27 protein-coding genes and 1 tRNA gene are annotated in these 25848 nt (G+C 68.8%); 12 read left to right on the forward strand and 16 right to left on the reverse strand.

Annotated elements, in window-relative coordinates; translation table 11 throughout:
* Positions 1–6: 6 nt before the first annotated feature.
* The 6 genes from ACFONC_RS03875 to ACFONC_RS03900 all read right to left on the reverse strand — a co-directional run bounded on the left by ACFONC_RS03875 (position 7) and on the right by ACFONC_RS03900 (position 7108).
* Entirely contained in the window at positions 7–1335 is a 1329-nt protein-coding gene (locus ACFONC_RS03875; protein ID WP_386742412.1) for an outer membrane beta-barrel protein, read from the reverse strand.
* 9 nt (positions 1336–1344) lie between these two features.
* A complete protein-coding gene (locus tag ACFONC_RS03880; RefSeq protein WP_386742413.1) occupies positions 1345–2091 on the reverse strand; it encodes a polysaccharide biosynthesis protein in 747 nt (248 codons plus the stop codon).
* Positions 2088–3659, reverse strand: coding sequence for an XrtA system polysaccharide chain length determinant (locus ACFONC_RS03885; RefSeq protein ID WP_386742414.1), 1572 nt, complete (start codon positions 3657–3659; stop codon positions 2088–2090). Before ACFONC_RS03885 ends, ACFONC_RS03880 begins: the two co-directional genes overlap by 4 nt.
* Entirely contained in the window at positions 3656–4273 is a 618-nt protein-coding gene (locus ACFONC_RS03890) for an XrtA/PEP-CTERM system exopolysaccharide export protein (RefSeq protein ID WP_386742415.1), read from the reverse strand. The genes ACFONC_RS03885 and ACFONC_RS03890 overlap by 4 nt, the downstream gene beginning before the upstream one ends.
* A gap of 305 nt (positions 4274–4578) precedes the next feature.
* A complete protein-coding gene (locus ACFONC_RS03895; protein WP_386742416.1) occupies positions 4579–5586 on the reverse strand; it encodes an NAD-dependent epimerase in 1008 nt (335 codons plus the stop codon).
* 232 nt (positions 5587–5818) lie between these two features.
* Entirely contained in the window at positions 5819–7108 is a 1290-nt protein-coding gene (locus tag ACFONC_RS03900) for a nucleotide sugar dehydrogenase (RefSeq protein ID WP_386742417.1), read from the reverse strand.
* Positions 7109–7316: 208 nt separating this feature from the next.
* Here ACFONC_RS03900 and galE point away from each other — a divergent pair, with 208 nt between their 5' ends.
* Both galE and ACFONC_RS03910 read left to right on the forward strand, forming a co-directional pair.
* Positions 7317–8384 (forward strand): UDP-glucose 4-epimerase GalE, encoded by a 1068-nt coding sequence (gene galE, locus ACFONC_RS03905; protein WP_386742418.1) that lies wholly within the window; start codon positions 7317–7319, stop codon positions 8382–8384.
* Positions 8385–8551: 167 nt separating this feature from the next.
* Complete coding sequence (locus tag ACFONC_RS03910) at positions 8552–9046, forward strand: hypothetical protein (protein ID WP_386742419.1); 495 nt, start codon at positions 8552–8554, stop codon at positions 9044–9046.
* Between the two features lie 94 nt (positions 9047–9140).
* Here ACFONC_RS03910 and ACFONC_RS03915 read toward each other — a convergent pair whose 3' ends face one another.
* From ACFONC_RS03915 to ACFONC_RS03940, 6 genes are all read right to left on the reverse strand, one after another.
* Positions 9141–9995 (reverse strand): alpha/beta hydrolase family protein, encoded by an 855-nt coding sequence (locus ACFONC_RS03915; protein WP_386742420.1) that lies wholly within the window; start codon positions 9993–9995, stop codon positions 9141–9143.
* Entirely contained in the window at positions 9995–10804 is an 810-nt protein-coding gene (thiD, locus tag ACFONC_RS03920) for a bifunctional hydroxymethylpyrimidine kinase/phosphomethylpyrimidine kinase (RefSeq protein WP_386742421.1), read from the reverse strand. Before thiD ends, ACFONC_RS03915 begins: the two co-directional genes overlap by 1 nt.
* Positions 10805–10844: 40 nt before the next feature.
* On the reverse strand, positions 10845–11513 hold the full coding sequence (locus ACFONC_RS03925) for a YoaK family protein (protein WP_386742422.1): 669 nt from the start codon (positions 11511–11513) through the stop codon (positions 10845–10847).
* 4 nt (positions 11514–11517) lie between these two features.
* Positions 11518–12912 carry a PhoH family protein gene (locus tag ACFONC_RS03930; protein ID WP_386742423.1) on the reverse strand — a complete coding sequence of 465 codons (1395 nt, stop codon included), beginning with the start codon at positions 12910–12912 and terminating at the stop codon, positions 11518–11520.
* Between the two features lie 76 nt (positions 12913–12988).
* The gene (locus ACFONC_RS03935) at positions 12989–13474 is read right to left on the reverse strand and encodes a peroxiredoxin (protein WP_386742424.1); all 486 of its coding nucleotides are present in this window, start codon (positions 13472–13474) and stop codon (positions 12989–12991) included.
* Positions 13474–14106, reverse strand: coding sequence for a glycine cleavage system protein R (locus tag ACFONC_RS03940; RefSeq protein ID WP_386742425.1), 633 nt, complete (start codon positions 14104–14106; stop codon positions 13474–13476). Before ACFONC_RS03940 ends, ACFONC_RS03935 begins: the two co-directional genes overlap by 1 nt.
* Before the next feature lie 119 nt (positions 14107–14225).
* On the opposite strand from ACFONC_RS03940, the gene dapA reads away from it, so the two are divergent.
* The 3 genes from dapA (at position 14226) to ACFONC_RS03955 (ending at position 16243) form a co-directional block, all read left to right on the forward strand.
* Positions 14226–15134: a 4-hydroxy-tetrahydrodipicolinate synthase gene (dapA, locus tag ACFONC_RS03945; RefSeq protein ID WP_386742426.1), complete on the forward strand. Its 909-nt coding sequence runs from the start codon at positions 14226–14228 to the stop codon at positions 15132–15134.
* Positions 15135–15228: 94 nt separating this feature from the next.
* A complete protein-coding gene (locus tag ACFONC_RS03950; RefSeq protein ID WP_386742427.1) occupies positions 15229–15756 on the forward strand; it encodes a hypothetical protein in 528 nt (175 codons plus the stop codon).
* Positions 15757–15892: 136 nt separating this feature from the next.
* A complete protein-coding gene (locus tag ACFONC_RS03955; RefSeq protein WP_386742428.1) occupies positions 15893–16243 on the forward strand; it encodes a hypothetical protein in 351 nt (116 codons plus the stop codon).
* A gap of 232 nt (positions 16244–16475) precedes the next feature.
* Here ACFONC_RS03955 and fdxA read toward each other — a convergent pair whose 3' ends face one another.
* Positions 16476–16799 (reverse strand): ferredoxin FdxA, encoded by a 324-nt coding sequence (fdxA, locus tag ACFONC_RS03960; protein ID WP_386742429.1) that lies wholly within the window; start codon positions 16797–16799, stop codon positions 16476–16478.
* A 334-nt stretch (positions 16800–17133) separates the two neighbouring features.
* Positions 17134–17209, reverse strand: a tRNA-Glu gene (locus tag ACFONC_RS03965).
* A 129-nt stretch (positions 17210–17338) separates the two neighbouring features.
* Between ACFONC_RS03965 and pcnB the strand changes: the two genes are divergently transcribed.
* From pcnB to panD, 5 genes are all read left to right on the forward strand, one after another.
* Entirely contained in the window at positions 17339–18697 is a 1359-nt protein-coding gene (pcnB, locus tag ACFONC_RS03970) for a polynucleotide adenylyltransferase PcnB (RefSeq protein WP_386742430.1), read from the forward strand.
* The gene (gene folK / locus ACFONC_RS03975; protein ID WP_386742431.1) at positions 18694–19191 is read left to right on the forward strand and encodes a 2-amino-4-hydroxy-6-hydroxymethyldihydropteridine diphosphokinase; all 498 of its coding nucleotides are present in this window, start codon (positions 18694–18696) and stop codon (positions 19189–19191) included. The genes pcnB and folK overlap by 4 nt, the downstream gene beginning before the upstream one ends.
* A gap of 31 nt (positions 19192–19222) precedes the next feature.
* Positions 19223–20038, forward strand: a complete 816-nt coding sequence (gene panB / locus ACFONC_RS03980) for a 3-methyl-2-oxobutanoate hydroxymethyltransferase (protein WP_386742432.1) — start codon at positions 19223–19225, stop codon at positions 20036–20038.
* Between the two features lie 78 nt (positions 20039–20116).
* Positions 20117–20962 (forward strand): pantoate--beta-alanine ligase, encoded by an 846-nt coding sequence (gene panC / locus ACFONC_RS03985; RefSeq protein ID WP_386742433.1) that lies wholly within the window; start codon positions 20117–20119, stop codon positions 20960–20962.
* Between the two features lie 162 nt (positions 20963–21124).
* The gene (gene panD, locus ACFONC_RS03990; RefSeq protein WP_386742434.1) at positions 21125–21505 is read left to right on the forward strand and encodes an aspartate 1-decarboxylase; all 381 of its coding nucleotides are present in this window, start codon (positions 21125–21127) and stop codon (positions 21503–21505) included.
* A 41-nt stretch (positions 21506–21546) separates the two neighbouring features.
* Here panD and ACFONC_RS03995 read toward each other — a convergent pair whose 3' ends face one another.
* Entirely contained in the window at positions 21547–22473 is a 927-nt protein-coding gene (locus ACFONC_RS03995; protein WP_386742435.1) for a hypothetical protein, read from the reverse strand.
* A 105-nt stretch (positions 22474–22578) separates the two neighbouring features.
* Positions 22579–23658, reverse strand: coding sequence for a tRNA epoxyqueuosine(34) reductase QueG (gene queG / locus ACFONC_RS04000; protein WP_386742436.1), 1080 nt, complete (start codon positions 23656–23658; stop codon positions 22579–22581).
* Between the two features lie 188 nt (positions 23659–23846).
* On the opposite strand from queG, the gene ACFONC_RS04005 reads away from it, so the two are divergent.
* Together ACFONC_RS04005 and tsaE are read left to right on the forward strand one after the other, a co-directional pair.
* The gene (locus tag ACFONC_RS04005) at positions 23847–25322 is read left to right on the forward strand and encodes an NAD(P)H-hydrate dehydratase (protein WP_386742437.1); all 1476 of its coding nucleotides are present in this window, start codon (positions 23847–23849) and stop codon (positions 25320–25322) included.
* The gene (tsaE, locus tag ACFONC_RS04010; protein WP_386742438.1) at positions 25319–25816 is read left to right on the forward strand and encodes a tRNA (adenosine(37)-N6)-threonylcarbamoyltransferase complex ATPase subunit type 1 TsaE; all 498 of its coding nucleotides are present in this window, start codon (positions 25319–25321) and stop codon (positions 25814–25816) included. Before ACFONC_RS04005 ends, tsaE begins: the two co-directional genes overlap by 4 nt.
* Positions 25817–25848 lie beyond the last annotated feature (32 nt).

A 25848-nucleotide genomic window follows, 5' to 3' on the forward strand; every position in this document is an offset into this window, starting at 1 on the left:
CCACCCCTACCGGCGGTAGGCGACGCTGATGGTCGCCACGTTCTCGCGGTAATCCTGGCCGGGGATGTTGCTTTCGCGGTCGCGGCGCTGCCAGCCGAGCGAGCCGCTGAGGTGGCTGCTGAACTCGTAGCTCAGCTCGATGCTTGCGAGCGTATCGCGATCCTCGCGGGCGATATCCAGGTAGTCACGGTCCTCGCGCACCACCGACATGCCCAGGTTCAATCGCGGTCGCAGTTCGTACTGGAGGTCCAGGTACGCGCCCCGGGTCGTCCAGCCGGACAGCAACGGGTCGTTGTAGTCGACCCGCTCGGTGTACGGGCGCACCTGGAAGTTCCAGAGATCCTCGGTGAACCGGTAGCCGAGCTCGTACCGGCGTTGCCGATAGACGGCCGGCCCGACCAGGCCGGTGGGCGTGGTGATGTCGTCAATGACCAGGTCATCGAGCCGGTTGCTGTCCGAGATGAGGTCCGAGGCCGTGTCGGCGAACTGGTAGGCGGCCGTTGCGCTGATCACGCTGCGCGGGCTGGCCTGCCAGTCCAGTTGCAGGCGTGCGAGCGGCGATGATTCCTCGCCGGCCGCACTGTTCTGGTCCAGGCGCGTGTAGCCCAGGGAGGCATCGAAGTTGAGGCGCGTGGATTCCCTGCGATAGCGGATGAAGGCGTCGTAGCGGTCGTAATCGGTATTGGCGGCGTCGAGGTCGAAGCGCACCTGGCTGGCCTCGACGTTCATCGATACCCACTGGTCCGTGCCGAGGTCGCGGAACAGGCGTCCCGCGGCAAGATAGCGATTGCCGTTGAAGTCGCGCGTTTCCTCGGCATACGTGTCGCTGTAGCGGAGGTCGACCTGGCCGCGCATGGCATCGCCGAATCGCATGAACAGGCTCGGCCCGGCGGTGAAGACGTTGATCTGCTGCTGGTTGCTCGGACTGTAGCCGGAAGTGAAATCGACCGGCTGCTGGCCAAGGTAGTCCTCGACCACCAGGCTCAGCCGCTGCGGTAGCAGCATCCAGGTGAACTGCCCGGCGAACTCGCCGCGCGCCTCGTCGTCGAAAGTGTCCTCGACATAGCTCAGGTACTGGATGCGTCCGCGCGCGCGAAAGCTGGTGGACGAACTGGATTGGCTGGCCTCGAAGTTGACCTCGGGCGAGACCACGGTCTCGCTCTGCGGCGTCGCGTCGCTGAGATTGACGTTGTCGCTGTGCAGGACCGAGGCCCCGAGCACGTAGTCGACCCGCAGCGACTGGGCGCTGCATGGCAGGGCGGCAACCAGCGCGAGTGGCAAGGCGGCAACGCCGAACTCGCGCAGCCGGGGATAACGACGGGGTTGTCTGCTCACGCGATGACCTCACACGCCTTCGTTGAAGACCACCCCGGCGAACTTCGCGGGATCGAAATTCGATGCCGCCTGGGCGATCGCCGCAGGCGTGTCGCATGCATAGCCGGCGACCAGCACCACCACGTCTGCAAGGTCGGCCAGGATGCGGGCGTCGGGCGTGCCGCGGACGGGCGGCGCATCCAGCACCATGTAGCGGGCGGGGTGGTGGCCGCGCAGCGAGTCCAGGAGCAGGCGCATGCGCAGCGACGAAAAGTACTCCGCACCGGTTTCGCGCGAGGCGCCAGTGGGCAGCAGCGACAGGCCGGCCACGCCGGTCGGATAGATCACCTCGGAAACATCGGTTTCTTCGTCGTCCAGGTAATCGATCAGGCCGCCGTTGACCGGATCGATGCGCATCGTCCTGTGCTGGGAGGGATGGCGCAGGTCGCAGTCGACCAGCAACGCGCTCTTGCTCGCGTCGAAAGCGAATGCCGCGGCCAGGTTGCGGGCCACGAAGCTTCCGCCGCTGCCGGCGCTGACCGATGCCACGAGGGTGACGAAGTTGCCGCTGGCCACGGCCAGCAGCTGGGTCCGCAATTCGCGGAAGGCATCGACTTCCGGCCGCATGCGGTCGGTCCGGTAGATCGTCGCGCGATCCTGCAACTGGAGGCCGGTCAGCGTTGCGGCTTCGGTGACCGGCGCGATCGAGCGACCGGCAGCGCGGCGACGCTCGCCGAGTTCGTCATGGAGCTGGATGTGAGCGGTCGAATCGGTCATTGGAGATGCAGCCATTTGAGGGCCCAGACGGCGCCGTACGCGATCGGAACGCTGAGGAACAACGTGGCGGCCATGCTCAGCCTGCGCAGGTTGCGCACACGCGAGGTGCGCGTCGGGAACCGCGGGATCACGCCCAGCACGGGCAGGCCGGCAAGCGCTTCGACCTGACGCGGCGCACGTACCCGCGGATCCAGCTTGATCATGCCCACCAGCAGCAGCACCGGCACTGCCAGCGCCAGCATCAGGCCGGCGATAGCCACGTACATCAGGCGCAGGCCGGCAGGACGCAGTGGCAGTGCCGCGGGCTCCTGGATGCGGAAGCTCAGGCCGCGGCGCTCGGCGTCGAGGTTCATCGATACGCGCGCGTTCTCGCGGCGCTTGAGCAGGTCCTGATAAAGGTCGCGGTTGACCTCGTAGTCGCGGGTCAGTTCGGCCAGTGCGCTTTCCGACGAGGCGATCCGCACGCTGCGCGCGAGCTCGTCGGAGAGCATGTCCTGGGCCATGCTGATGCGCGAGGCGGTCGCCGCGGTGCGGCGCTGTGACGTTGCCAGCTTGCTGCGCAGCTCCATGTACAGCGGATTGAACTCGCTGGCCGAGTTGATCGAGCCGTCCTGGCCGGCGGTACGCGTGAGCTGGCGTTGCGTCTCCTGCTTCAGTTCTTCTTCTAGGTCGCGGATCTGGTGCTGCACGCGCACGACATCCGGGTGCTGCTCGGTGAACGAGAGAAGCAGGCGGTCGCGTTCGGCTTGCAGTTCCATCAGGCGCGCACGGAACTCGCTGGCGCGGGTCTTGACGGCGCTGATCTCGGACTCGCCGGACAGCTGCGACTGCAGGGCGCCTTCTTCGGAGCGCTGGTCGATCAGTTCCAGCTTGGCCGTCTCGATCTGCCGACGCAGTTCGCCGATCCGCGCATTGACATCGGCTTCGACGCCGACGCGGGCGTCGGGATTGGCGCTGCGGTACTGCTCCAGCCTGGCCTCCGCATCGGTGAGCTTGCTGTGGTACTGGCGGACCTGCTGGTCGATGAACTCGTAGGCCTGCCGGCTCTCGCGCTCCTTCGTCGCGAGGCTTTCCTCGATCACCAGGTCCGCGAAGCCGCGGGTGACCTCGAATGCACGCTCCGGCGAGGGGTCCGTGTAATCGATCTGGATCAGGTTGGGGCGCGGATTCGTGATCTCGGTGTTCGCCACGATTTTCTCGATCAGCTTGTCCTGCTCGACCGGAGTGGGTTTGTCTTCCATCCAGCCCCCGATCTTGAGGATTTCCCCCATCACTTTCTTGCTGAAGGCGACTTCGCGGGTGATGCCCGCGCGATCGCTGACGCCGGTCGGCACCGCCCGACCCTCCATGAGCGGCGCGATGATGTTGCTTTCCTGCACCAGGATGGTGGTCGACGAGGTGTACTTGCGAGGCAGCAGGACGCCGATTGCCAGCGTGAGCAGCGCGATGCCGGCGAAGATCGCGGCAAGCATCACCGGCCGGCGCCTCAGTTCCTCGCGCAGCAGGGGAAGCTGGGTTGTCAGCGGCGACGCGTCGGGCGTCGTCGGCTCAAGGGCGTTGAATGTCACAGGATTCGTTCCGGCACGGTGATCACGTCACCGGGGGCCACGGGGAAGTTGGTCGTCAAGTCGCCGTTGCCAAGGATGCGGTCCAGGCGCACCGGGTATTGCTGCGTGGTGCCGTTGTCGTTGCGGCGGTACAGGTCGGTGCGGTCCGCCGCCGCGAACTCGGTGACGCCTCCAGCCGCCAGGACGGCGTCGAGTACGGTCATGCCTTGGCGGTAGGGAATCGAGACCGGCTGCTTCACCGCGCCGGTGACGCGGATCCGCGACAGGTACTCGTGGCTGCGCAGGTCGGTGAGGATCACCGCGACCTGCGGATCGCGCACGTAGGCGGCCAGCCGGGCCTGGATGTCCGCGGCTACTTCGGCCGGGGCGCGCCCGCCGGCATCGACGTCACCGACCAGGGGAACGGTGATCTTGCCGTCCGGGCGCACCGGCACGGTGATGCCCAGTTCGGGATTGCGCCACACCGACACCTGCACGATGTCGTCGACGCCGATCTGGTAGCTGTCGATCGTGGTTGCCGCGTCCGCCGGGGGCGCGGTTGGCGTGCCGGTACTCGCGCAGCTGGCGAGAAAGAGCGAAAGGATCGTGGTCAGCAGGATGTGGTGGATTCGCATGTGCGTTTTCCCTCGTGTCTGCCATGGGATAACGTTCGATCCAGCGAAACCCGGCCATGTGCGACTCCTGGCCGCGGCCGGGAAAATACGGCTCGCGAGATGCCGGGCACGCGTGAGCAGAGATGGCCACCACCGGATCGCTCGGCGCGAATCATGACCAGGATTGCTCCCGTCATCGGCTCATGGTCGTGCGCCGGGATCCCCTGCAGTCACCCGCCACAACGGGATGGGCCGTCGCGCACGGTCAGGACGTCCCCTTCGTCGGGGAGGGGCTCCAAGGCAGGCGCGCGGACGTGCCAAAGCATTCAGCTCTGGTAGAAGCCCCGGTACCACTCCACGAACCGCGCCACCCCCGTCTCGATCGGCGTCGACGGCGAATAGCCGGTGTCGCGCTGCAGCGCCTCCACGTCGGCGTAGGTGTCCGGCACATCGCCGGGCTGCAGCGGCAGCAGGTTCCTCTCGGCCTTGCGCCCCAGGCAGTCCTCGAGCACCTCGATGTAACGCAGCAGTTCCACCGGGCGGTTGTTGCCGATGTTGTAGACGCGGTATGGCGCGCTTGATGTTGCAGGGGACGGCGCCAGCGGGTCGTAGTCCGGATCCGGGCCGGGCACGCGGTCGAGGGTGCGGATCACGCCCTCGACGATGTCGTCGACGTAGGTGAAGTCGCGGGTGTGGCGGCCGTGGTTGAACACGTCGATCGGTTCGCCGGCCAGGATCTTGCGCGTGAACAGGAACAGGGCCATGTCCGGCCGGCCCCAGGGCCCGTAGACGGTGAAGAAGCGCAGGCCGGTGGTCGGCAGGTCGAACAGGTGGCTGTAGGTGTGCGCCATCAGTTCGTTGGCCTTCTTGGTGGCGGCGTACATGCTCACCGGGTGGTCGACGCTGTCCTCGACCGCGAACGGCAGCTTGCGGTTGTTGCCGTAGACCGAGCTCGACGAGGCGTAGACCAGGTGCTCGACGCCGGTGTGGCGGCAGGCTTCGAGGATGTTCATGAAGCCGACGATGTTGGCGTCGATGTAGGCGTGCGGGTTCTCCAGCGAGTAGCGCACGCCGGCCTGGGCGGCGAGGTTGACCACGCGCTGCGGCTTGAAGTCGGCGAAGGCGGCATCAAGTGCCGTTCGGTCCTCCAGCGATTCGCGCCGGAAGGAGAAGCCCTGCAGTGGCGCCAGGCGCGCCAGCCGGGCCTCCTTCAGCCGCGGGTCGTAGTAGTCGTTGACGTTGTCGTAGCCCAGGACCTCGTCGCCGCGCGCCAGGAGGCGCTCGCTGAGTTTCGAACCGATGAAGCCGGCGGCGCCGGTGACGAGGATGCGCATGGTGGGAGTCTTGGTCGTCGAGCGAGGGTTGGATGGTAACGGGTCGCCGGCACCGGCACCGTCGTTGCCTTGTGGGAGCGGCTTCAGCCACGAACTTCTGGAACTATGTGCGGGTCATGCAAATCGAGGCTGTCGTCGGGCCCGTTCCAGCCTTGGAAAGCTCTCGGCTGAAGCCGCTCCCACATGGATGCGGGGGCGCTTTCAATCCCGGCCGGCGGTCCCGGCATTCGCATCACAAACAGCCGTCGACGCTCGCCCGCGGCAGCGCACGCTTGACGTCGAACAGCACCGCACCGGGCTTGGCGAGCGCGCGCACGCCGTCGGCGCCGAGTTCGACGAAGCGATCGTGCGCCACCGCCAACACCACCGCGTCGTAGCGGCCCGGCTCGGGTTTGTCGACCAGCGCCAGCCCGTATTCGGCCTGCGCGTGCGCGGGCGCCACCCAGGGGTCGTGCACGTCGATGTCGGTGTTGTAGCTTTTCAGCTCTCGGATGATGTCCACCACGCGGGTGTTGCGCAGGTCCGGGCAGTTCTCCTTGAACGCCAGCCCCAGCACCAGCACCTTGGCGCCAGCCGTCTGGAACCCGCGCTGCTGCATCAGCTTGACCACGCGCTCGGCGACGTGGCCGCCCATGGAGTCGTTGATCCGGCGCCCGGCCAGGATCACGTCCGGGTGGTAGCCGATCTGCTGCGCCTTGTGGGTCAGGTAGTACGGGTCCACGCCGATGCAGTGGCCACCGACCAGGCCGGGCCGGAACGGCAGGAAGTTCCACTTGGTTCCGGCCGCTTCCAGCACTTCGTGGGTGTCGATGCCGAGGCGGTGGAAGATTAGCGACAGTTCGTTGATCAGGGCGATGTTGAGGTCGCGCTGGGTGTTCTCGATGACCTTGGCCGCTTCGGCCACGCGGATGCTGGAGGCCTTGTGGGTGCCGGCGGTGATGATGCTGGCGTACAGCGCGTCGATGAAGTCGGCTACCTCCGGCGTCGACCCGGACGTGACCTTGAGGATGGTTTCCAGACGGTGCTCGCGGTCGCCGGGGTTGATCCGCTCGGGGCTGTAGCCGGCGAAGAAGTCCTCGTTGAACGCCAGGCCCGATTCGGCCTCGATGATCGGCACGCAGACTTCCTCGGTGGCCCCGGGATAGACGGTCGATTCATAGATCGCCACGCCGCCGCGGCCGATCGCGCGGCCGACGGTGCGGCTGGCCGATTCGAGCGGGCGCAGGTCCGGGCGCTTGTAGTCGTCGATCGGCGTGGGCACGGTGACGATGAACACGTTGCAGCCGGCCAGCACCTGCGGGTCGCTCCCGAACTCGAGCTTGTCGGCGGCCTTCAGTTCATCGGCGGACAGTTCCAGCGTGCGGTCATCGTGCTCGCGCAATTGGGCGATGCGCTGCGCGTCGATGTCGAAACCGACCGTGCGGTAGCGGCGTCCGAAGGCGGCCGCCAGCGGCAGCCCCACGTAGCCCAGCCCGATCACGGCGATGCGGATGTCGTCTTGTGCGGGGAGCTCCGCGGTCATGTCGATTGAGTCATGTGCAAGGCCCTGGGGGCGAGGTTGGATAGTCTATCGGACCGGCCGCCCGCGCGATTGCGGGGAGGTGGACGGCTGGACAAACGCAGCCGGCAGTCGCAAGAGGCCATGCCGTCGACGTTTTCGCACCGGCTTGCCGGATCCGCGCGCTTATCGCGTTGTCGGGAGTTGGAGATCACGGCTGGGGCGACGAAAGATGCGGATCCTGGTGTGCGGCGGCGCCGGTTACATCGGAAGCCACACCTGCGCGGTGTTGGCTGCGCGCGGCCATGACCTGCTGGTCGCCGACAACTTCGTCAACAGTTCGCCGCGTGCGCTGGAGCGACTGCGCCGGCTCACCGGTGCCCCGATATGCTTCCAGCTGACCGACCTGCGCGTGCGGGCCGAGGTTGATGCGTTGTTCGAGGGGCAGCGCTTCGACGCGGTCGTGCATTTCGCCGCGCTCAAGGCCGTGGGCGAGTCGTGCGAACGCCCACTGGACTACTTCGACAACAACATCTCCGGCACCATCCACCTGCTGCAGGCGATGCAGGCGGCCGGGGTGGAACGGCTGGTGTTCAGTTCGTCTGCGACGGTCTACGGCGATCCGGACAGCGTGCCGGTGCGCGAAGACGCCGCCCTGCGCATCACCAACCCCTACGGCCGCACCAAGCTGGTGATGGAGCAGCTGATCGGCGACCTGTGCGCGTCCGACCCCTCGTTCCACGCGGCCAACCTGCGCTACTTCAATCCCGTCGGTGCGCATCCATCCGGCCTGATCGGCGAAGACCCGGGTGGGGAACCGAACAACCTGATGCCCTACGTCAGCCAGGTGGCGGTGGGGCGGCGCGAGCGGCTGCGGATCTTCGGCGGCGACTGGCCGACCGTCGACGGTACCGGCGTGCGCGACTACATCCACGTCATGGACCTGGCGCGGGCGCATGCCGACGCGATCGATTACCTGGTACGCGAGGGCCGCGGCCTGACGGTGAACCTGGGCACAGGCCGCGGGGTCAGCGTGCTGGAGCTGGTGCGCGCGTTCGCCAAGGCCTCCGGGCGCGAGATCCCGTACGAGGTCGTGGCCCGGCGCGCCGGCGACGTCGCCGAGGTTTACGCCGATCCTTCGCTCGCGCATGAGCTCCTGGGCTGGCGTGCGGAGCTGGGCGTAGACGCGATGTGCCGCGACGCCTGGCGCTGGCAGTCGATGAATCCCGACGGCTACGGTCGGGTCGGTATCGAGCAGGCGGGAATATCAGTGGATCCGAGTCTGGCGGTTGCGGGTTAGGGGCGGTCCAGGACATCGGCGGGACGAGGCGCGTGTAGTTCATGCGGCACAATGGCCGGGTCCGGAGCGACTTGGGAGTCACGAACGTGCTTGGCATGGCAATGCTGTTGGGCGGAGCTGTTGCGGTTGGGTCGGATCTGCCGAAACCCGCGTGCAGAGCGGCATCAATGAGTGATGTCGCGAGTCAGCTCCTGGGCGAGCCTCTCCCGGCGGCAAGCATCAGGGCCGCATTTGTTTCGGCAATGATGCCGCCGGGGCCGCACAGTTTCGTGATGACGATGGAGTCGGGAGCCAGGCTTCCTGCACCCGGATTGCCCAAGCCGGTTGCGAAAGCGCCGAACTTCACTATCGTTGCGGGCGATTTTGAGAAGGTGTGCTCGATCGAGCTCACGGTGCAGGCGTGCCCCCAGCTGGAAGGTGTCATGAAGGCGTTGAAGGCCCTTTCCATTCCCGTTGGATACAACTATGACTCGCCAAGGCAAAACTATGCCTATGACGTGGGGAGGGTTGTTCTCCAGGCGTCCGACGGAGATGGCAATGACATCGAGTGGCAATCCTCGAGTCCAGGCCACCCCCTGCGGGCTGCGATCGGCGAAGCACGCGGCGGTCTCCGGTCCTGCCTCCGACCGCTGATCGAAGAGTTTCCACCGTACAAGTTTTGACGGGAAACACTGCGGCCAGTTTCGTTTTTTAATCCGCTGCCGGCTCTCGCTTCCAGTCCTTTACGAAGCAGGTTCAACCAGCCGCTCCATACGGTCAGGATGCGAGGAAACGTACTGCCACGCCGGGTTCACGCATCCAGGCGAAGTGGTCAGCCTTCGCTCCCAGCGCCTGCCGATCGAATGTCTTCGCGTGCACCGGCGAGTGCGGCAGCTTCGACAGCAGGAAACGCAGCGAGGATTCCGGTGCCAACCAGTCGTCAGCCATGACCGCCGCGCGGACCGGGACTTCGACCGCGGCCATGTCCTTGTCCAGGCTGGCTTCCATGCCGGCGGCGGCATAGCGTCCGCTCAGTGCTGTGCGCGACCAGTCGCGGATCAACCCGCGCGCCTCGTTGCCGCCGAAGCCGATGCGACGGCCGGGCAGGGCGCCGCAGGCGTCGGCCAGCCACGGCAGGAAGCGATAGGCCAGCGGCAGCCACCAGCGCGTGCGCGGCGGGAACGCGCGCCAGTACGGCGCACCGCTGGCGACCAGCCACAGCGAGCTTGCCGCATCCTGATCGAGGGCGAGGCGGCAGCAGGCCAGTTGCCCGCCGAGGCTGTGGCCGCCGATGACGCGCGGCAGGCCGGGCAACAGGTCGTTGATCGCCTGGTCGCTCGCAGGCAGGTCGGTGGTGAGCAGTTCCCGATATCCCCAGTCGTGCCGCCGGTCGGCGCGCAGCGAACTGGACCCGCTGCCGCGCCACTCATGCACGAAGACCGCCACGCCCCGCGCGGCAAGCGCATGGGCGAAGGGCAGGTAGTGCCTGGCCGCAACGCCCAGCGCGGGCAGCCAGAGCAGGCTGCGGTCGGCGCTCTCCGGGGTGCGGGCGAGCAGGGTGTAGCGATGCCCGTCGGTCGCGGCGAGCGGGAGTTCGTGTGCCCGGACTCCACCCGTCTCCGTCGTATCCATCACGGGCGTCGTGCACCGAAATGATCGAGGACCAGCACGTCCCCGCGTCCGGGTGCGTAGCCGCGCGCAAGTGCGTCGTGCACGTAGCCGATGGCCGCCGCGCAGGCGTCCACGGGCGTGCGGCCGAGGCAGAGGCTCGCCGCGATCGCCGACGCCAGCGTGCAGCCGGTGCCGTGGCCGTCCACGTCCATCCGCGGCTGCCGCCAGCGCGTTGTGGTGGCGTCGTCGGCGTAGCGGTCGGTGACCGTGTCGCCTTCGTGCAGGTGGCCGCCCTTGAGCAGCACCGCGCCGGCGCCCAGCGCGCGCAGCGCGAGAATGGCTTCGTCGGCAGCCGCGCCGTCGGCGATCGCGTGTCCGAGCAGCAGCTCGGCCTCGGGCGTGTTGGGCGTGAGCACGGTTGCCAACGGCAGCAGGCGTGTGCGCAGGGCGTCGAGCGCATCGGCTTCGAGCAGCCGCGCGCCGGAGGTCGCCACCATCACCGGGTCGACCACCACGTGCGGTGGCCGGTGCGCCTCCAGCGCATCGGCCACCGAATGGATCACCTCTGCCGACGCCAGCATTCCCAGCTTTACCGCGCCGATGTCGAAGTCCTCGAAACACGCGTCGATCTGCGCGCGCAGGAACGCCACCGGCGGCACGTGTACCGCGGTGACGCCGCGCGTGTGCTGCGCGGTCAGCGCCGCGATCGCGCTCAACCCGTGTACGCCGTGCGCGGCGAAAGTCTTGAGGTCGGCCTGGATGCCGGCGCCGCCGCCGGAGTCGGAGCCGGCGATGGTCAGGGCGCAGGGCGGAGTGTTGGCGTGGTCCATGGCGGGCATTGTCGCCCAAACGATCGCGGGGCGACCCGCGCTAAGTCGTGGTGCCCCGGAGCTGCCGGTACAGGAAGTACGCCAGCCCCGTGGCGCCGGTCAGCACCGCCGGGACGTACAGCGCCTGGTAGCCCACGCGCGCGAACAGCCACGCGCCGAGCAGGCCGCCGGCGAAGAAGAAACCGATGATCAGGGTGCACAGCGCCAGCCGCCGCCGTGCCACCGGCATGCCGCGCAGTGCGTGCCCGAGCATGATGCCCAGGTCGGTGAACATGCCACTCAGGTGCGTGGTGCGCACGATGGCGCCGCTGTACGTCGTCGCCATCGCGTTCTGCAGGCCGCAGGCCATGGCCGCGAGCAGCGGGCCGGCCAGGTGCTGCTGCCGGAACAGCGGGATCGCCGCGAGCAGCATCAGCGATTCCAGCGACAGCGCCACGCCGTAGCGCCGCCCCAGGCGCAGGGTGCTGTCCTGCACGATGAGCCCGCCCAGCGCGGCGCCCGCGACGAATGCTCCCAGCATCACCGCCAGGTGCAGCGTGGCCTGCCGGTCGCCGACGACCAGAGCCGCCCCCAGCAGCGAAGTGTTGCCGGTCAGGTGCGTGATGGCCTGGTGCTGGTAGCCGAGGAACCCGACCACGTTGACGATGCCGGCCACGCATGCCAGCGCCGCGCCGCCGACCCACACCCAGGCGGCGAGCCGCTCGGCCACGGCGCTACAACACCTCGGAGGCGTAGTCCGCCAGCCGCGAACGCTCGCCGCGGCGCAGCGTGATGTGCGCGCTGTGGGCCCAGTTCTTGAAGCGGTCCACGGCGTACGTCAGGCCGGACGTGGTCTCGGTGAGGTAGGGCGTGTCGATCTGCTCGACGTTGCCCAGGCACACGATCTTGGTGCCCGGGCCGGCGCGGGTGATCAGCGTCTTCATCTGCTTGGGCGTCAGGTTCTGCGCCTCGTCGAGGATCAGCCAGCGGCTCAGGAACGTGCGCCCGCGCATGAAGTTGAGCGAGCGGATCTTGATCCGCGAGGCGAGCAGGTCGTTGGTCGCCGCCCGTCCCCAGCTGCCGCCTTCCTGGTTGTGGGTGAGCACTTCGAGGTTGTCGGTCAGCGCGCCCATCCACGGCGTCATTTTTTCCTCTTCCGTGCCTGGCAGGAAACCGATGTCCTCGCCGACGCTGACCGTGGCGCGGGTCATGATGATTTCCCGGTACCGCTGCTGGTCCATCGTCTGCGCCAGGCCCGCGGCCAGCGCCAGCAGGGTCTTGCCGGTGCCGGCGGTGCCGAGCAGGGTGACGAAGTCGATCTCCGGATCCATCAGCGCGTTGAGCGCGAAGTTCTGCTCGCGGTTGCGCGCGTTGATGCCCCAGACCGAGTGCGAACTGTTGCGGTAGTCGTCCACCACCTGCAGCGTTGCGCGCTCGTCGTCGACCTTGGTCACGCGCAGCTCGGTCTGCTCGTCGCCGGGCAGGTACAGGAACTGGTTCGGATACCAGTCCTCGTCCTCCGCCACGGTCATCTCGTAGTACGTGCGGCCCTTGTCGGTCCAGGACTTGAGGTCCTTGCCGTGGCGCTGCCAGAAGTCCTCGGGCAGCGGGTTGGCGCCGGTGTAGAGCAGGCTGAAATCGTCCAGCGCGCGGTCGTTCTCGTAGTCCTCGCTGGCGATGCCGGCGATCGCGGCCTTGATCCGCAGATTGATGTCCTTGGACACGAACACCACCGGCGCGCCCGGCTCGGCCTTCTGCAGCGCGAGGATCGAGTCGATGATGTCGTTGTCGGCCTTGTCGCCGCCGCGCTTGCGCGTTTCCAGCGCGCCGAGCTGGAAACGCAGCCGGCCGATGCTCTGCGCCCCGCGCAGCTGCAGCCCGTTCGGGCGCTCGAGCACCAGCCCCGAAGCGATCTTGTCGGTGCCCTGGGCCTCGATCAGTTCGTTGATGAAACGGCTGACCTGGCGTGCGTTGCGGCTGGCTTCCGAGTTGCCCTTCTTGCCGTTGTCGAGCTCCTCGATGACCTGCATCGGCAGGAACACGTCGTGTTCTTCGAACTTGAACAGCGCCGTCGGATCGTGCATCAGCACGTTGGTGTCGAGCACGTGGATGCGCTTGCCTTTGGTCATCGAGGGATCTCGTCGTAGGTCGGGGCTACGCCCCCGACGGCGTGGGTCCGGTGTGCGTCGGGGGCGTAGCCCCGACCTACGGCTGCGCCGCCTTCAATGCGTCAAGCACGGCCTGTGCGTGGCCGGGCACTCTGACCTTGCGCCAGGCCTGCGCGATCCGGCCCTTCGGGTCGATGAGGAACGTGCTGCGCTCGATGCCCATGACCTTGCGCCCGTACATGTTCTTCTCGTGGATCACGTCGAAGGCGCGGCACAGCGTCTCGTCGGCGTCGCTGGCCAGGTCGAAGCGGAAGCCCTGCTTGGCGCAGAAGTTCTGGTGCGACTTGATCGAGTCGCGCGACACGCCAAGCACGGTCGCGTCGAGCTTGCGGAACTTGGGCAGCAGCGCGTTGAAGTCGATGCCCTCGGTGGTGCAGCCGGGGGTGGAGTCCTTCGGGTAGAAGTACAGCACCAGCCACTGGCCTTTGTAGTCGCCGAGTTTCGCGGTTTCGCCGCTGGACAGCGCCAGTGGAAGTTTTGCCGGGACCTTGTCGCCGGGGTTGATCGCGTAGGTGTCGGGCATCAGAACTTCATCGGGTCCATGATCGCGTCGAGGTTCAGGTGGTCGCAGAACTCGAGGAAATCGTCGCGCAGCGCGGCGATGTGCATGTCGGCCGGTACGCCGATGGTGACCTGCGCGGAGAACATGTCCGCGCCGGTCTGCATGGCGCGGTAGCGCGAGCAGTGCAGGCTCTCGATGGTGATGCCCTGGCGGTCGAAGAAGTCGGCCAGCTGGAACAGGATGCCCGGCTTGTCCGACGCCACCACCTCGACGATGTACGGCAGCAGGTTCGACTGCACCGGCTTGGGCCCGGTGCGGTACCAGATCAGCTTCAGGCCTTCCTCGCGTTCCAGGCGCGTGAGCATCGCTTCGAGCTTGGCGACCGAATCCCACGAACCGGTGGCCAGCGCGGTGACCGAAACGTCGCGGCCGACCGTGGACAGGCGCGTGTCGACCAGGTTGCAGCCGCTGTCGGAGATCCGCCGCGTGACCGGGAGCAGCGGCGACTGCGGATGCGTCGTGTAGGCGTTGATCAGCAGGTGGTTCTCGTTCGGCGCGGGTCGTGCAGCGGGATCTGGATCGGTCAAGGCGGCGTCCGGGGCGAGAAGGTCGTCAACGGCGGCCCGGCGGAGCCGGGATGCTGGCGCCAGCATACTTGCCCGCGCTTTCAGGCCGCAAGTAAGATCGGCGCAGGATCACCGGCGTTCGACAGCCGGCCCAGCGCCCGCGCCGACGAGTGCGGCCCCAGAATTCAGGCCCGGCGGACCCCAGTTTGCGACTTTCAGGAAGCATCACCGCGCTGGCGACGCCGTTCACGGCCACCGGCGAACTCGATTTCGACGCATGGCGCGGCCTGCTGCAGGCGCAGCGCCAGGCCGGCACCCAGGCCGTCGTCGTCGCCGGCTCCACCGGCGAGGCCGCGGCCCTGTTCAACACCGAATACGACGCGCTGCTGCGCGCGGCGGTGGAGGAACTGGGCGGGCACCTGCCCGTGGTCGCCGGGACCGGGCTGTCGAACACCACCATGACCATCGAACAGACCCGCCGCGCCGCCGCGCTCGGCGCCGACGCGGCGCTGGTGGTGACGCCGCCGTACGTACGCCCGACCCAGGCGGGGCTGGTCGCTCATTTCCGCGCCGTGGCCGATGACGGCGAACTGCCGGTGGTGCTCTACAACGTGCCGGGACGCACCGGCTGCGACATGCTGCCGGAGACCACGGCCGAGCTCGCCGCGCACGAGCGCATCGTCGGCATCAAGGAGGCGCGCAGCGAACCCGAGCGCATGCAGGCGTTGCTGCCGCTGCGCGGGGATGGTTTCGCCGTGCTCAGCGGCGACGACCCGACCGCGGTGCGCGCCATGCTCGCCGGCGCCGATGGCATCGTCTCGGTGGCCTCGAACGTGGTGCCGGCCGCGTTCCGCAGGCTCGCCGACCTGGCCCGCGCCGGCAACGAAGCCGACGCGCAGGCGCTGGACGCGCGCCTGCACGCCCTCTACGACTTCCTGGGCATCGAACCGAATCCGATCCCGGTCAAGGCGCTGCTGGCCCGCCGCGGCGTCGGCCGCGGCCTGCGGCTGCCGCTGACCGAACTGTCCGCGGCGCACGCCGGGCTGGCCGAGCGCATGGCCGAAGAGGTCGCCGCGATCGAAAGCGAATTCGCCCCCGCCGACAACGCCAGCTGACGCAGTGGCGCGGGCCGGCTGTTCCCGGGTCCGTTTACATCAACAGCCCGTGCCGGCCGCGATACACTCCCGGCCTGACCTGCAGGAGATCCAGATGCGTCCTTCCGTCCACCCGATCCGCTTCCTCGCCGCCGCCGCGCTGGCCGTGGCCGTTCTTGGCGCCTCCGGCTGCAGCTGGTTCCGCAAGGGCGACGAACTGTATGCGCAGAGCCCCGAGAACCGCCCGCTGGAAGTGCCGCCGGACCTGAACCTGCCCGACACCTCCGGTGCGATGAAGCTGCCCGCCGGCGACGCGACGCAGTCGGTCAGCCGTTCCTCGGTGGGCGCCCCCGCCGCGTCTGCACCCAATAACACCGGCTTCACGGTGGCCGGCGAGCGCGATGCCGTGTTCGACCGGATCGGCGAGGTGCTGGCAGCCACCGACGGCGTTGCCATCGCCAGCAAGGCGCAGATCCTGGGCACCTACGACGTGGATTACGAAGGCAGCAAGTTCCTGCTGCGGGTGACCAAGGTCCAGGCTGGCGCCTACGTCTCGGCGGTCGACCCGCGCGGCCTGCCCGCGTCCGGCGAAGCGCCCGCCAAGCTGATTGCCACGCTGAAGGCGGCGCTGGGCGCCGGCTGAGCCTGCGCCAGTCGTGACGGGCTGCCGTCGGCGCAGCCGCGGGCCCAGGTTCGCGGCGCTTGGCCATGGTGCCTGCCTCGCGGCGTTGATGTTGGCTGCCTGCCACGGCGGCGGCACGCGCGATACGGAAACCCCGATGCCGATGCCCGCCGACGGCGGCGCGTTCACGGTTTCGGAAAGCATGCTCGACACCTGGAACACGATCGGCAAGGTCCTGGTTTCCATGGACGGCGTCCGCTATGAGGGCCGGGCGCAGATGCTCGGCCTGTACGCGGTGGGCTACCGCGGCGAGCGTTTCCTCATCCGTACCCGTGCGCTTGTGATCGAGGCGCCGGGGCAGGGTCTGCGCACCCGCGTCGACGCGCTGGGGCCGGAGGGCCAGGCGACCGCCAGCCCGGCGGCCGCGGCGCTGCTGCAGGTGCTGGCGCGGCGGGTGCCCGTGGAGGTTGAACTGTATCGGCAGCCGGTGGAGTTGCCGGGCAACTGATCTCTGGACAGCCTCTTGGCAGGAGCGGTTTCAGCCGCGAGCTTTAGCTCCCTCCCCCTGCGAAGGCAGGGGAGGGTTGGGGAGGGGTGTCTTTCGGATCAGTTCGAACCGTGGGCACCCCCTCTCCCCTGCAGCCGCAGGGGAGGGGCCAAGGCAGAAGCTCGCGGCTGAAGCCGCTCCCACAAAGTACCTGGTGTTTGTGATTGCCGGGCGACCCGCGTCCGAGTCGTGCTCAGCGCTCCAGCAACGGCAGCTTGTCCGGCTTGCCTTCCCACTCTTTCGCATCGGGCGGGGCGTCCTTGCGCGCGGTGATCACCGGCCAGTCCTTCGAAAGCTCCGCGTTCAGCGCCACGAACGGCTCCTGCCCGGCCGGCACGTCGTCCTCGGGGTAGATCGCGTTGATCGGACACTCCGGCTCGCACAGCGTGCAGTCGATGCATTCGTCCGGGTCGATCACCAGGAAGTTCGGCCCCTCGTGGAAGCAGTCGACCGGGCACACCTCGACGCAGTCGGTGTACTTGCACTTGATGCAGTTCTCGGTGACGACGAAGGGCATGGAGGGAACTCTGGTTCGATGGGCGCGGCCATTTTAACGGTTTGCGCGCGAGCGGCGAGGCCGAATGCTCTTGCAGGAGCGGCGGAAGCCATGAGCTTTTTGCCTGTGGCAGGTTGAACCCCCGAAGAGCTCGTGGCCTCCGCCGCTCCTACGGGGGCTTTGTTGGCGCGCGGCACGGCCCGGCAAAAAAAGAAGCCCGCGCAGCGATGCGCGGGCTTCCCCCATCCCGTTCCCTTCCCCCGCGAGCGGGGGAAGGGCGATCGTGTCGGCGGGAGTCGCTTCCGGTCACACTGCCGCGGTGTCACGCGGACCGGCTTCGGAACCGACGGTTGTATGGCGCTCCCTACGGGATTCGAACCCGTGTTTTAGCCTTGAGAGGGCCACGTCCTGGGCCTCTAGACGAAGGGAGCGGGGTGTCGCCTGGGCGACGCCGGCTGGACGACCGGCCCGCTCGGCACCAGTCGGGGCCGCGCGGCTTGCTAGTATAGCAGCGATACGGATGCCGCAAAGCGGCAGCCCCACACATCCATTGGCTGCCGATGCCGACCCAGACCCACACCGAATCCCCCCGTTCCGCCCCCGTGACCCTGCGGGTCGTCCCGCGCGACCAGCATCCGATCTCGCGCAAGGACATCAGTCCCAACGCGCTGCGCGTGCTCTACCGCCTGCGCGAGGGTGGCCACCAGGCGTTCCTGGTCGGCGGCGCGGTGCGCGACCTGATGGTCGGCGGCCATCCCAAGGACTTCGACGTCGCCACCAGCGCCACGCCGGAGGAGGTCAAGCACCTGTTCCGCAACTGCCGCCTGATCGGGCGCCGCTTCCGCCTGGCGCACGTGGTGTTCGGCCGCGAGATCATCGAGGTCGCCACCTTCCGCGCCAACAGCGACGACGGCAGCGGCGACCGCCAGGTCCACGACGACGGCCGCCTGCTGCGCGACAACGTCTACGGCACGATCGAGGACGACGCGGTGCGGCGCGACTTCACCGCCAACGCGCTGTACTACACGATCGACGACTTTTCGGTGCACGACTACGTCGGCGGCTTCGAGGACGTGCAGAACAAGGTGCTCAGGCTGATCGGCGACCCGGAAACCCGCTACCACGAGGACCCGGTACGCATGCTGCGCGTGGTGCGTTTCGCGGCCAAGCTCGGCTTCAGCATCGACGAGGCCACCGCGGCGCCGGTGCCGGCACTGGCGCCGCTGCTGGCCGACGCGGCGCCGGCACGGCTGTTCGAGGAGTGCCTGAAGCTGTTCCTGTCCGGCTACGCGGAGGAAAGCTTCCTCGGGCTGGAGCGGTTCGGCCTGCTGGCGGTGCTGTTCCCGGAGTCGGCGTCGGCGCTGAAATCCAATCGCAGCGGCGCACTGCGGCGCGTGGTCATCGAGGGCCTGCGTGGCACCGATGCGCGGGTGCGCGCGGACGAGCCGGTTTCGCCAGCGTTCCTGTTCGCGCTGCTGCTGTGGCCCGCGTATTGCCGCGCGCTGATCGCGCTGCAGGCGCAGGGCGTGCACGCGGTGGAAGCGCAGCGCCGCGCCGCCGACCGCGTCACCGTGCACCAGCTGTCCACGATCGCACTGCCGCGCCGTTTCTCGCTGCCGATGCAGGAGATCTGGCTGCTGCAGTCGCGGTTGTCGTCCGCGCAGTCCGGGCCGCGCCCGCGCAAGCGGGTGATGCGCACGCTGGCCCACCCGCGCTTCCGTGCAGCGTTCGATTTCCTCGCCTTGCGCCAAGTGGCGTCGGACGAGCATGCCGAGGACATCGCGTTCTGGCGCGATGCGCAGAGCGACCCGGACAACGCGATCGCCGTGCATCCCGAGGTGGAGGGCGAGGGCGGTGAAGAGCACGCCGCACCGCGCCGGCGCCGGCGTCGCCGCAGGCCTGCCGCGTCCACGCAATGAACCCGGCCACGATTGCGTTCGTGGGGCTCGGCGGCAACGTCGGGGATGCCGCCGCGACCCTGCGCGAAGCGCTGGCGGCGCTCGATGGGCTGCCGGAAACCCGCGTGCTGCGCGCCTCGCCGCTGTATCGCACGCCGGCCTGGGGGCATGTGGACCAGCCCGACTTCATCAACGCGGTCGCGAAGCTCGAAACCGGCCTCGATCCGCGCGCGCTGCTTGATGCGCTGCTCGACGTCGAGCGCCAGTTCGGGCGTGACCGCCAGGAAGACGATGCGCGCTGGGGTCCGCGCACCCTCGACCTCGACCTGCTGCTGTTCGGCGAAGCGGTCATCGACGAGCCGGGCCTGCGCGTGCCGCACCCGCACCTGCACGAACGCGCGTTCGCACTGGTGCCGCTGGCCGCGATCGCGCCCGGGGCGACGATTCCCGGCCATGGAACGGTGCGTTCAGCGCTCGCGGCCGTGGTCGCCGACGGGATCGAAGCGCTACCCTGAGGGCCTGCCACCACGCTCCGGGAACCCCGTCATGTACACCCCCGACGACCGCAAGCCCCTGACCGTCCCGGCGCTGGCCGAGGCCAGGCGCAGCGGCCACAGGCTGGCGATGCTGACCGCGTACGACGCCGGCTTCGCGCGCGTGTTCGACGACAACGGCGTCGACCTGCTGCTGGTCGGCGACTCGCTGGGCATGGTGGTGCAGGGCCACGACTCGACCCTGCCGGTAACCGTCGACGACATCGCCTACCACACCGCCTGCGTCGCGCGCGGCGTGTCGCGGGCACTGCTGGTCGCGGACATGCCGTTCCAGGCCGACGCGACGCCCGAACGCGCGCTCGACGCGGCCACGCGCCTGCTGCAGGCCGGCGCGCGCATGGTCAAGCTCGAAGGCGCGGGCCACAAGCTGGACGTCATCCGCTTCCTGGTCGAGCGCGAGATCCCGGTCTGCGCGCACCTCGGCCTGACCCCGCAGTCGGTGCTGCGCCTGGGCGGCTACAAGGTGCAGGGGCGCCAGGACGAGGCCGCCGAAAAGCTGCGCGCTGATGCGAAGGCGGTCGCCGACGCGGGTGCGGCGCTGCTGGTGCTTGAATGCGTGCCATCGTCGCTGGCGCAGGTGATCACCGCCGAAAGCGCGATCCCCACCATCGGCATCGGCGCCGGCCCGCACTGCGACGGACAGGTGCTGGTGCTGCATGATGTGCTTGGCCTGCACAGTGGCCACCGACGGCCGAAATTCGTCAAGGATTTCCTTGCCGAAGGCGGTTCGGTGGCCGGGGCAGTGCAGGCCTATGTCGCCGCGGTGCGCGATGGCAGTTTCCCCGACGAAGCGCATTCCTATCAGTAGGAGCGCACTGGGCGCGATGCCCTACCTGCGAAAACCCGGCTGCGCCCAGTGCGCTCCTGCAAGACAAGGCATGAAGCCATGATCGAAACCGTGACTGAACTTCCTGCCTTGCGTGCGCGCATCGCCGCTTGGAAACAGGACGGCCTGCGCGTTGGCCTCGTGCCCACCATGGGCAACCTGCACGCCGGCCATTTCTCGCTGGTGGAGCTCGCGCGTGAACATGCCGACAAGGTCGTCGCCAGCGTGTTCGTCAATCCCACCCAGTTCGGGCCGAACGAAGACTTCGCCCGCTACCCGCGCACGCCGGAGGCCGATGCCACGGGGCTCGAGGCCGCCGGTTGCGACCTGGTGTGGCTGCCGCCGGTAGAACAGATGTATCCCTTCGGCGCCGACAACGCCGTGCGCATGCGCGTACCCGGCATCACCGACGTGCTCGACGGCGCGCATCGCCCCGGGCATTTCGACGGCGTCGTCACCGTGGTGTCGCGGCTGTTCAACCAGGTGCAGCCGGACGTGGCCGCCTTCGGCCTCAAGGACTACCAGCAGCTGGCGGTGATCCGCTACCTGGTGCGCGACCTGGCGTTCCCGGTCGAGCTGCTGCCGGCGCCGATCGTGCGCGAGCCCGATGGCCTGGCGCTGAGTTCACGCAACCAGTATCTGTCCGTCGAACAGCGCGCGGTCGCGCCGATGATCCACCGCACGCTGCTGGCGATGCGCAACGCCACGCAAGCCGGGGGTATGCGTGCGGCCGTCGAAGCGCAGGCGCGCGAGGCGCTGGAGGCGGCGGGCTTCGTGGTCGACTATGCGGTCGTGCGTGATCGCCACCTGGACGAGCCCGAAGACGGTCCCGGCGAACGCGTGGCCCTGGTCGCCGCGCGGCTGGGCAGCACGCGACTGATCGACAACCTCGAATTCACCCGGTAGGGCGGGTCTCGCCCGCCGGCCCTCGCCGCGTGGCCGGTCGGGGGCTCCCCGGGGCGGTTGCGGCCACGTGCGGGCATTGCGCCGCCGTTTTGTTGCGGTGCGCCATCGACTGCTAGACTGCGCTCCTGACCATGCCTGTCCGCGCCCGCAGCGGAGCCCGAGATGCAACTGACCCTGCTCAAAGCCAAGATCCACCGCGCCACGATCACCCACGCCGAGCTGCATTACGAAGGCTCCTGCGCGATCGACGGCCGGCTGCTCGACATCTCCGGCATCCGCGAGTACGAGCGCATCGAGATCTACAACATCAACAACGGCGAGCGCTTCGCGACCTACGCGATCCGCGCCGAGGAAGGCAGCGGCATCATCTCGGTGAACGGCGCCGCCGCGCACCGCGCGCAGCCGGGCGACCTGGTGATCATCTGCGCCTATGGCGCCTGCGACGAGGCCGAGGCGGAAAAGTTCAAGCCGACCCTGGTCTATGTCGACCGCCAGAACGTGCTGACCCACACCAACGACTCGATCCCCGCCCAGGCAGCCTGAGCCGGGACCGGCGCGCCGTGCGCGCGCCGGCAGGCAGGGAGTCACTCGGCGGCGACGTCCGCACAGCCGTCGCGCTGCAGCGCCGCGGGCACGGCATAGGTCATCGTCGCCACATCCAGCGCCAGGTCGTGCGTGGCGTCGGCGGGCTTCCCGCAGGCGGTGCCGCTTTCGGTGACGCGCAGTGGGTAGGCGGCGGCGCCCGGGTCGCTGTCGTCGATGTCGAGTTCGAAGTCGATGTCGTAGGCCTCGTCCGCGCTGCATTCGCCGCGTTCGAGGCAGCCCTTCATCCAGTCTTCGTTGTCCAGGCCTTCGCGGAACCAGCCGGCGTCGACGAAACCGTCGCCCTTCGGCAGCACCAGGTGGGCGGTCTGCACGCCCTGGCCCATGTTGTAGAAGCCGGACTCGACCACGAAGCCGTACAGGTCCGCGCCGAAGCGCTTGCTGTCCACGTCGCCCGGTTCGCCGCGGCTGCCGAACTCGTCCATGTGCGCGCTGGCGGTCGCGGCGAGCGCACCATCGCCTGGCTGCAACAGGAAGAAGTCGTTGGTGCCGGCGGCGGGATGGCCCGCGCCCTGGACTGTCCCGCACACGGCCAGCATTACCGCGGGCTGCCCGGAAATGGTGGCCTCCTCCTGCTCGCAGACGCTGCGCGTGACCTGCCCGTCGCTTTCGCCCTCGACGCTGAACGAGGCGTCGGCCGGAACGTTGTTCCACTCGCCCGACAGGCTGGCGGACGGGCCGTAGACCGATGCCAGGAAGGCGGAAACTGCCGCGTCGTCGACGGTGGCGGTCGTGGCGGTCGTGGCGGTCGTGGCGGGCTGCGTGGACGTGGCGGTGGGGTCACCGGCGTCCGCGGGCTGCGTGCCGGCGGGCGTTGCGGCGGACTCTGTCGCCGGCGAGCAGGCGGCGATGGCGAGGGCGACAGTGCTTGCAAGGATGCTGCGGCGGATGCAGTCAGGGGTGGTCATCGGCATCGACTCCTTGTTGGGATGCGTGATGTTGCAGGGTTGGGCATGGCACGTGAACGGGAGGTGGCTGCCGCGTCCGGGCACGCCGCGAGCCGCGTCGGAAGACTACGACGTGCCGTGCCGCGCCAGCGCCCACCGCACGTGTTCGCGCACCACCGGATCCGGCTCGTCGCGGCGCGAACGCAGGGCGGCCAGCACCTCCGGCGTCGTCGGCGCGTTGCCCAGGGCGACGGCGATGTTGCGCAGCCAGCGCGCGTGGCCGCTGCGGCGGATCGCCGAGCCTTCGGTGCGCTGCAGGAATTCGTCTTCGGTCCAGGCGAACAGTTCCGCCAGCGTGGCCTTGTCCAGGTTGTTGCGCGCGCGGAAGTCGGGTTCGTCCGTGGTCTTCGCGAACTTGTTCCACGGGCAGACCAGCTGGCAGTCGTCGCAGCCGAAGATGCGGTTGCCGATCAGCGGGCGCAGATCTTCGTCGATGCTGCCTTCGTGCTCGATCGTGAGGTAGGAAATGCAGCGTCGCGCATCGAGCCGGTGCGGTGCGGTGATCGCGCCGGTCGGGCACACGTCGATGCAGCGCGCGCAGGTGCCGCAGTGTGCGGTCGCAGGCGGATCGACCGGCAGCGGCAGGTCGACATAGATCTCGCCGAGGAAGAACCATGAGCCGCCGTCCCTGTCGATCAGGCAGGTGTGCTTGCCGATCCAGCCCAGGCCTGCGTTGCGTGCCAGTGCGCGTTCGAGCACCGGCGCGGAGTCGACGAACACGCGGTGGCCGAACGGCCCGACTTCTTCCGCGACCCGCTCGGCCAGCTTCTGCAGACGGTTGCGCATCAGCTTGTGGTAATCGCGGCCCAGCGCGTAGCGCGCGACGTAGGCGCGCTCGCCGTCGGCGATCGTGTCCCAGGCGCTGTCGTCGTCGTTGCGGCCGTAATCCAGTCCCACCGAGATCACCCGCAGCGTGCCGGGGATCAGCTCCGCCGGTCGCGAGCGCTTGTCGCCGTGCCGGGCCATCCATTCCATCGAGCCATACAGGCCGTTGGCGAGCCAGTCGCGCAGGTGCTGCTCGTCCTCGCCCAGCTCGATGCCGGCGATGCCGCAGCGCTGGAAACCCGCCTCACGCGCAAGCGAACGGATCCGCCGCGCGAGCGCGGAGTAGTCGGGTGCGAGGGAACTGGCGGTGGGCTGGGGCACGGCAGCACAAGTCTAGAGCGTGTCCTGCACCTCGCAGCAACTCTCCGCGCGGACGGGCCGCTGCGATGCAGCGTTGCGGGCCTTGCCAAGGCGACCGGCCTTGCCTGCGGCCCGCGCCTTGCCTCGCAGCGGCCCGCGCGCGCGGAGAGGCACTCCTAAAGCACAGGACACGCTCTAGAATCGCAGCGATGAGCGGCCCTTTTCCCCTTTACGACAACGCGGCGCTGCGGCAGGCCGAAGCGCGGGCCGCGTCGCGGCTGGGGGACGACTTCGTCCTGATGCAGCGCGCCGGCCTGGCCGCCTGGCACTGCGCGCTGGCGCACTGGCCGCAAGCACAGCGGATCGCGGTCGCCTGCGGGCCCGGCAACAACGGTGGCGACGGCTACGTGCTGGCACGGCATGCGTGCGAGGCCGGTCGCCAGGTGCGCGTGCTGCGCCTGCCCGGACACGCGCCGCGTGGCGAAATCGCCATCCGCGCCGAGCGCGCGTATCGCGACGCGGGCGGACGCGTGGAGGAGTTTGGCGGCTCGATCGGTGATGCCGACCTGGTCGTCGACGCATTGTTCGGCATCGGGCTGACGCGCGCGCCGGATGCCGAAGCCGCGACGCTGGTGGCCGCGATCAACAATGCCGCCGCGCCGGTGCTCGCACTCGATGTCCCCAGCGGCGTCGATGCCGATACGGGCAACGCGCCGGGCACGGCCGTGCATGCGACGCGCACGCTGCAGTTCCTCGGCGCGCACGCGGGCCTGGCGACGGGTGCCGCGCTCGAACATGTCGGTGCGCGCGAACTCGCAGCGCTGGACGTGGGCGACGACGTCCTGCCGGCGGATGCAGCCGTTGCTGAAATGTTCGACGCCAGGGACCTCGGACGCTTCCTGCAGCCGCGCAGCCGCAACTCGCACAAGGGCGAATCCGGGCGCGTGCTGTGCGTCGGCGGCGACCACGGCAAGGGTGGGGCGGTGCTGTTGTGCGCCGAAGCCGCGCTGCGCAGTGGCGCGGGGCTGGTCGACGTCGCCACGCGCGCCATGCACGTGGCGGCGCTGCTGTCGCGGCGACCCGAGGCCATGGCGCATGCCATCGATGCGGCAGCGGACCTGGACAAGCTGGCCGAGGCAGCCAACGTCATCGCGATCGGCCCCGGGCTGGGCCAGGACGCATGGGGAAACGAGCTGTTTTCCGCAATGATCGACAGCGGAAAACCCCTGGTCATCGACGCCGACGCGCTGAACCTGCTCGCCGCCAATCCGCGGAAACTGCAAGCCGATACGGTGCTCACGCCACACCCGGGCGAAGCGGCGCGGCTGCTGTCCATCGCGACGCGCGAAGTGCAGGCCGATCGCCGCGCCGCCGCGCTGGCGCTGTGCGAGCGCTTTGGCTGCGTGGTCGTGCTCAAGGGCGCGGGCACCGTGGTCACGGCGCCGGGATGCTTGCCCGGCATCATCGACGCAGGCAACCCGGGCATGGCCGTTGGCGGAATGGGTGACGTGCTGACCGGCATCATCGCGGCGCTGCGTGCGCAGGGGCTGGACGCATTCGACGCGGCCCGTTGCGGCGCGCTGCTGCACGGAGCCGCCGGCGACGTCGCCGCGCGCGCAGGCGGCGAGCGCGGCCTGCTGCCCTCGGACCTGTTCACGCCGCTGCAGCGGCTGGCCAATCCATGAGCGAGACAATGATCGAAAGCTTCCTGCCCGACGTCGAAGCCACCGACATCCTCGGGCGCGCGCTGGCCGCCACGCAGCCGGCGCGGGCGGTCGTGTACCTGCACGGCGACCTTGGCGCCGGCAAGTCGACGCTGGCGCGTGCCTGGCTGCGTGCGCTCGGCGTCGAGGGGCCGATCCGCAGCCCCACCTACACCCTGGTCGAGCGTTACCCGGTCCCGGGCGGCGAGGCCCTGCACCTGGACCTGTACCGGATCGGCGGCGCTGGCGAGCTGGAATTCCTCGGCCTGGACGACGCGGACGCGGCCCTGTGGCTGGTCGAATGGCCCGAGCGTGGTGCCGGCAGCCTGCCGATGGCCGATCTGCAGGTAGACCTGTCGGTCGAGGGCGCCGGCAGGGCCGTGCGGATACGGGCCAGGGGCGTCACAGGAGACGAATGGGTTAAGCGGATGGAAATTAGGGGCGACTTGCGGCCGTTTCCTGAATCGAACCCGTAGCAAAGGTCGGCAGGCCACGGATTCATAAGGGA

The sequence above is a fragment of the Luteimonas soli genome (genome assembly GCF_042648865.1).
Taxonomy (GTDB): domain Bacteria; phylum Pseudomonadota; class Gammaproteobacteria; order Xanthomonadales; family Xanthomonadaceae; genus Luteimonas; species Luteimonas soli.

Bases quoted from the DNA above. Each gene is read 5' to 3' on its own strand.
- ACFONC_RS03880 (WP_386742413.1), bottom strand. From the start codon at position 2,091: ATGACCGATTCGACCGCTCACATCCAGCTCCATGACGAACTCGGCGAG.
- ACFONC_RS03890 (WP_386742415.1), bottom strand. From the start codon at position 4,273: ATGCGAATCCACCACATCCTGCTGACCACGATCCTTTCGCTCTTTCTC.
- ACFONC_RS03895 (WP_386742416.1), bottom strand. From the start codon at position 5,586: ATGCGCATCCTCGTCACCGGCGCCGCCGGCTTCATCGGTTCGAAACTC.
- ACFONC_RS03900 (WP_386742417.1), bottom strand. From the start codon at position 7,108: ATGACCGCGGAGCTCCCCGCACAAGACGACATCCGCATCGCCGTGATC.
- galE (WP_386742418.1), top strand. From the start codon at position 7,317: ATGCGGATCCTGGTGTGCGGCGGCGCCGGTTACATCGGAAGCCACACC.
- ACFONC_RS03910 (WP_386742419.1), top strand. From the start codon at position 8,552: ATGAGTGATGTCGCGAGTCAGCTCCTGGGCGAGCCTCTCCCGGCGGCA.
- ACFONC_RS03915 (WP_386742420.1), bottom strand. From the start codon at position 9,995: ATGGATACGACGGAGACGGGTGGAGTCCGGGCACACGAACTCCCGCTC.
- thiD (WP_386742421.1), bottom strand. From the start codon at position 10,804: ATGGACCACGCCAACACTCCGCCCTGCGCCCTGACCATCGCCGGCTCC.
- ACFONC_RS03930 (WP_386742423.1), bottom strand. From the start codon at position 12,912: ATGACCAAAGGCAAGCGCATCCACGTGCTCGACACCAACGTGCTGATG.
- ACFONC_RS03935 (WP_386742424.1), bottom strand. From the start codon at position 13,474: ATGCCCGACACCTACGCGATCAACCCCGGCGACAAGGTCCCGGCAAAA.
- ACFONC_RS03940 (WP_386742425.1), bottom strand. From the start codon at position 14,106: ATGCTGGCGCCAGCATCCCGGCTCCGCCGGGCCGCCGTTGACGACCTT.
- ACFONC_RS03950 (WP_386742427.1), top strand. From the start codon at position 15,229: ATGCGTCCTTCCGTCCACCCGATCCGCTTCCTCGCCGCCGCCGCGCTG.
- ACFONC_RS03955 (WP_386742428.1), top strand. From the start codon at position 15,893: ATGCCGATGCCCGCCGACGGCGGCGCGTTCACGGTTTCGGAAAGCATG.
- fdxA (WP_386742429.1), bottom strand. From the start codon at position 16,799: ATGCCCTTCGTCGTCACCGAGAACTGCATCAAGTGCAAGTACACCGAC.
- pcnB (WP_386742430.1), top strand. From the start codon at position 17,339: ATGCCGACCCAGACCCACACCGAATCCCCCCGTTCCGCCCCCGTGACC.
- folK (WP_386742431.1), top strand. From the start codon at position 18,694: ATGAACCCGGCCACGATTGCGTTCGTGGGGCTCGGCGGCAACGTCGGG.
- panB (WP_386742432.1), top strand. From the start codon at position 19,223: ATGTACACCCCCGACGACCGCAAGCCCCTGACCGTCCCGGCGCTGGCC.
- panC (WP_386742433.1), top strand. From the start codon at position 20,117: ATGATCGAAACCGTGACTGAACTTCCTGCCTTGCGTGCGCGCATCGCC.
- panD (WP_386742434.1), top strand. From the start codon at position 21,125: ATGCAACTGACCCTGCTCAAAGCCAAGATCCACCGCGCCACGATCACC.
- ACFONC_RS03995 (WP_386742435.1), bottom strand. From the start codon at position 22,473: ATGACCACCCCTGACTGCATCCGCCGCAGCATCCTTGCAAGCACTGTC.
- ACFONC_RS04005 (WP_386742437.1), top strand. From the start codon at position 23,847: ATGAGCGGCCCTTTTCCCCTTTACGACAACGCGGCGCTGCGGCAGGCC.
- tsaE (WP_386742438.1), top strand. From the start codon at position 25,319: ATGAGCGAGACAATGATCGAAAGCTTCCTGCCCGACGTCGAAGCCACC.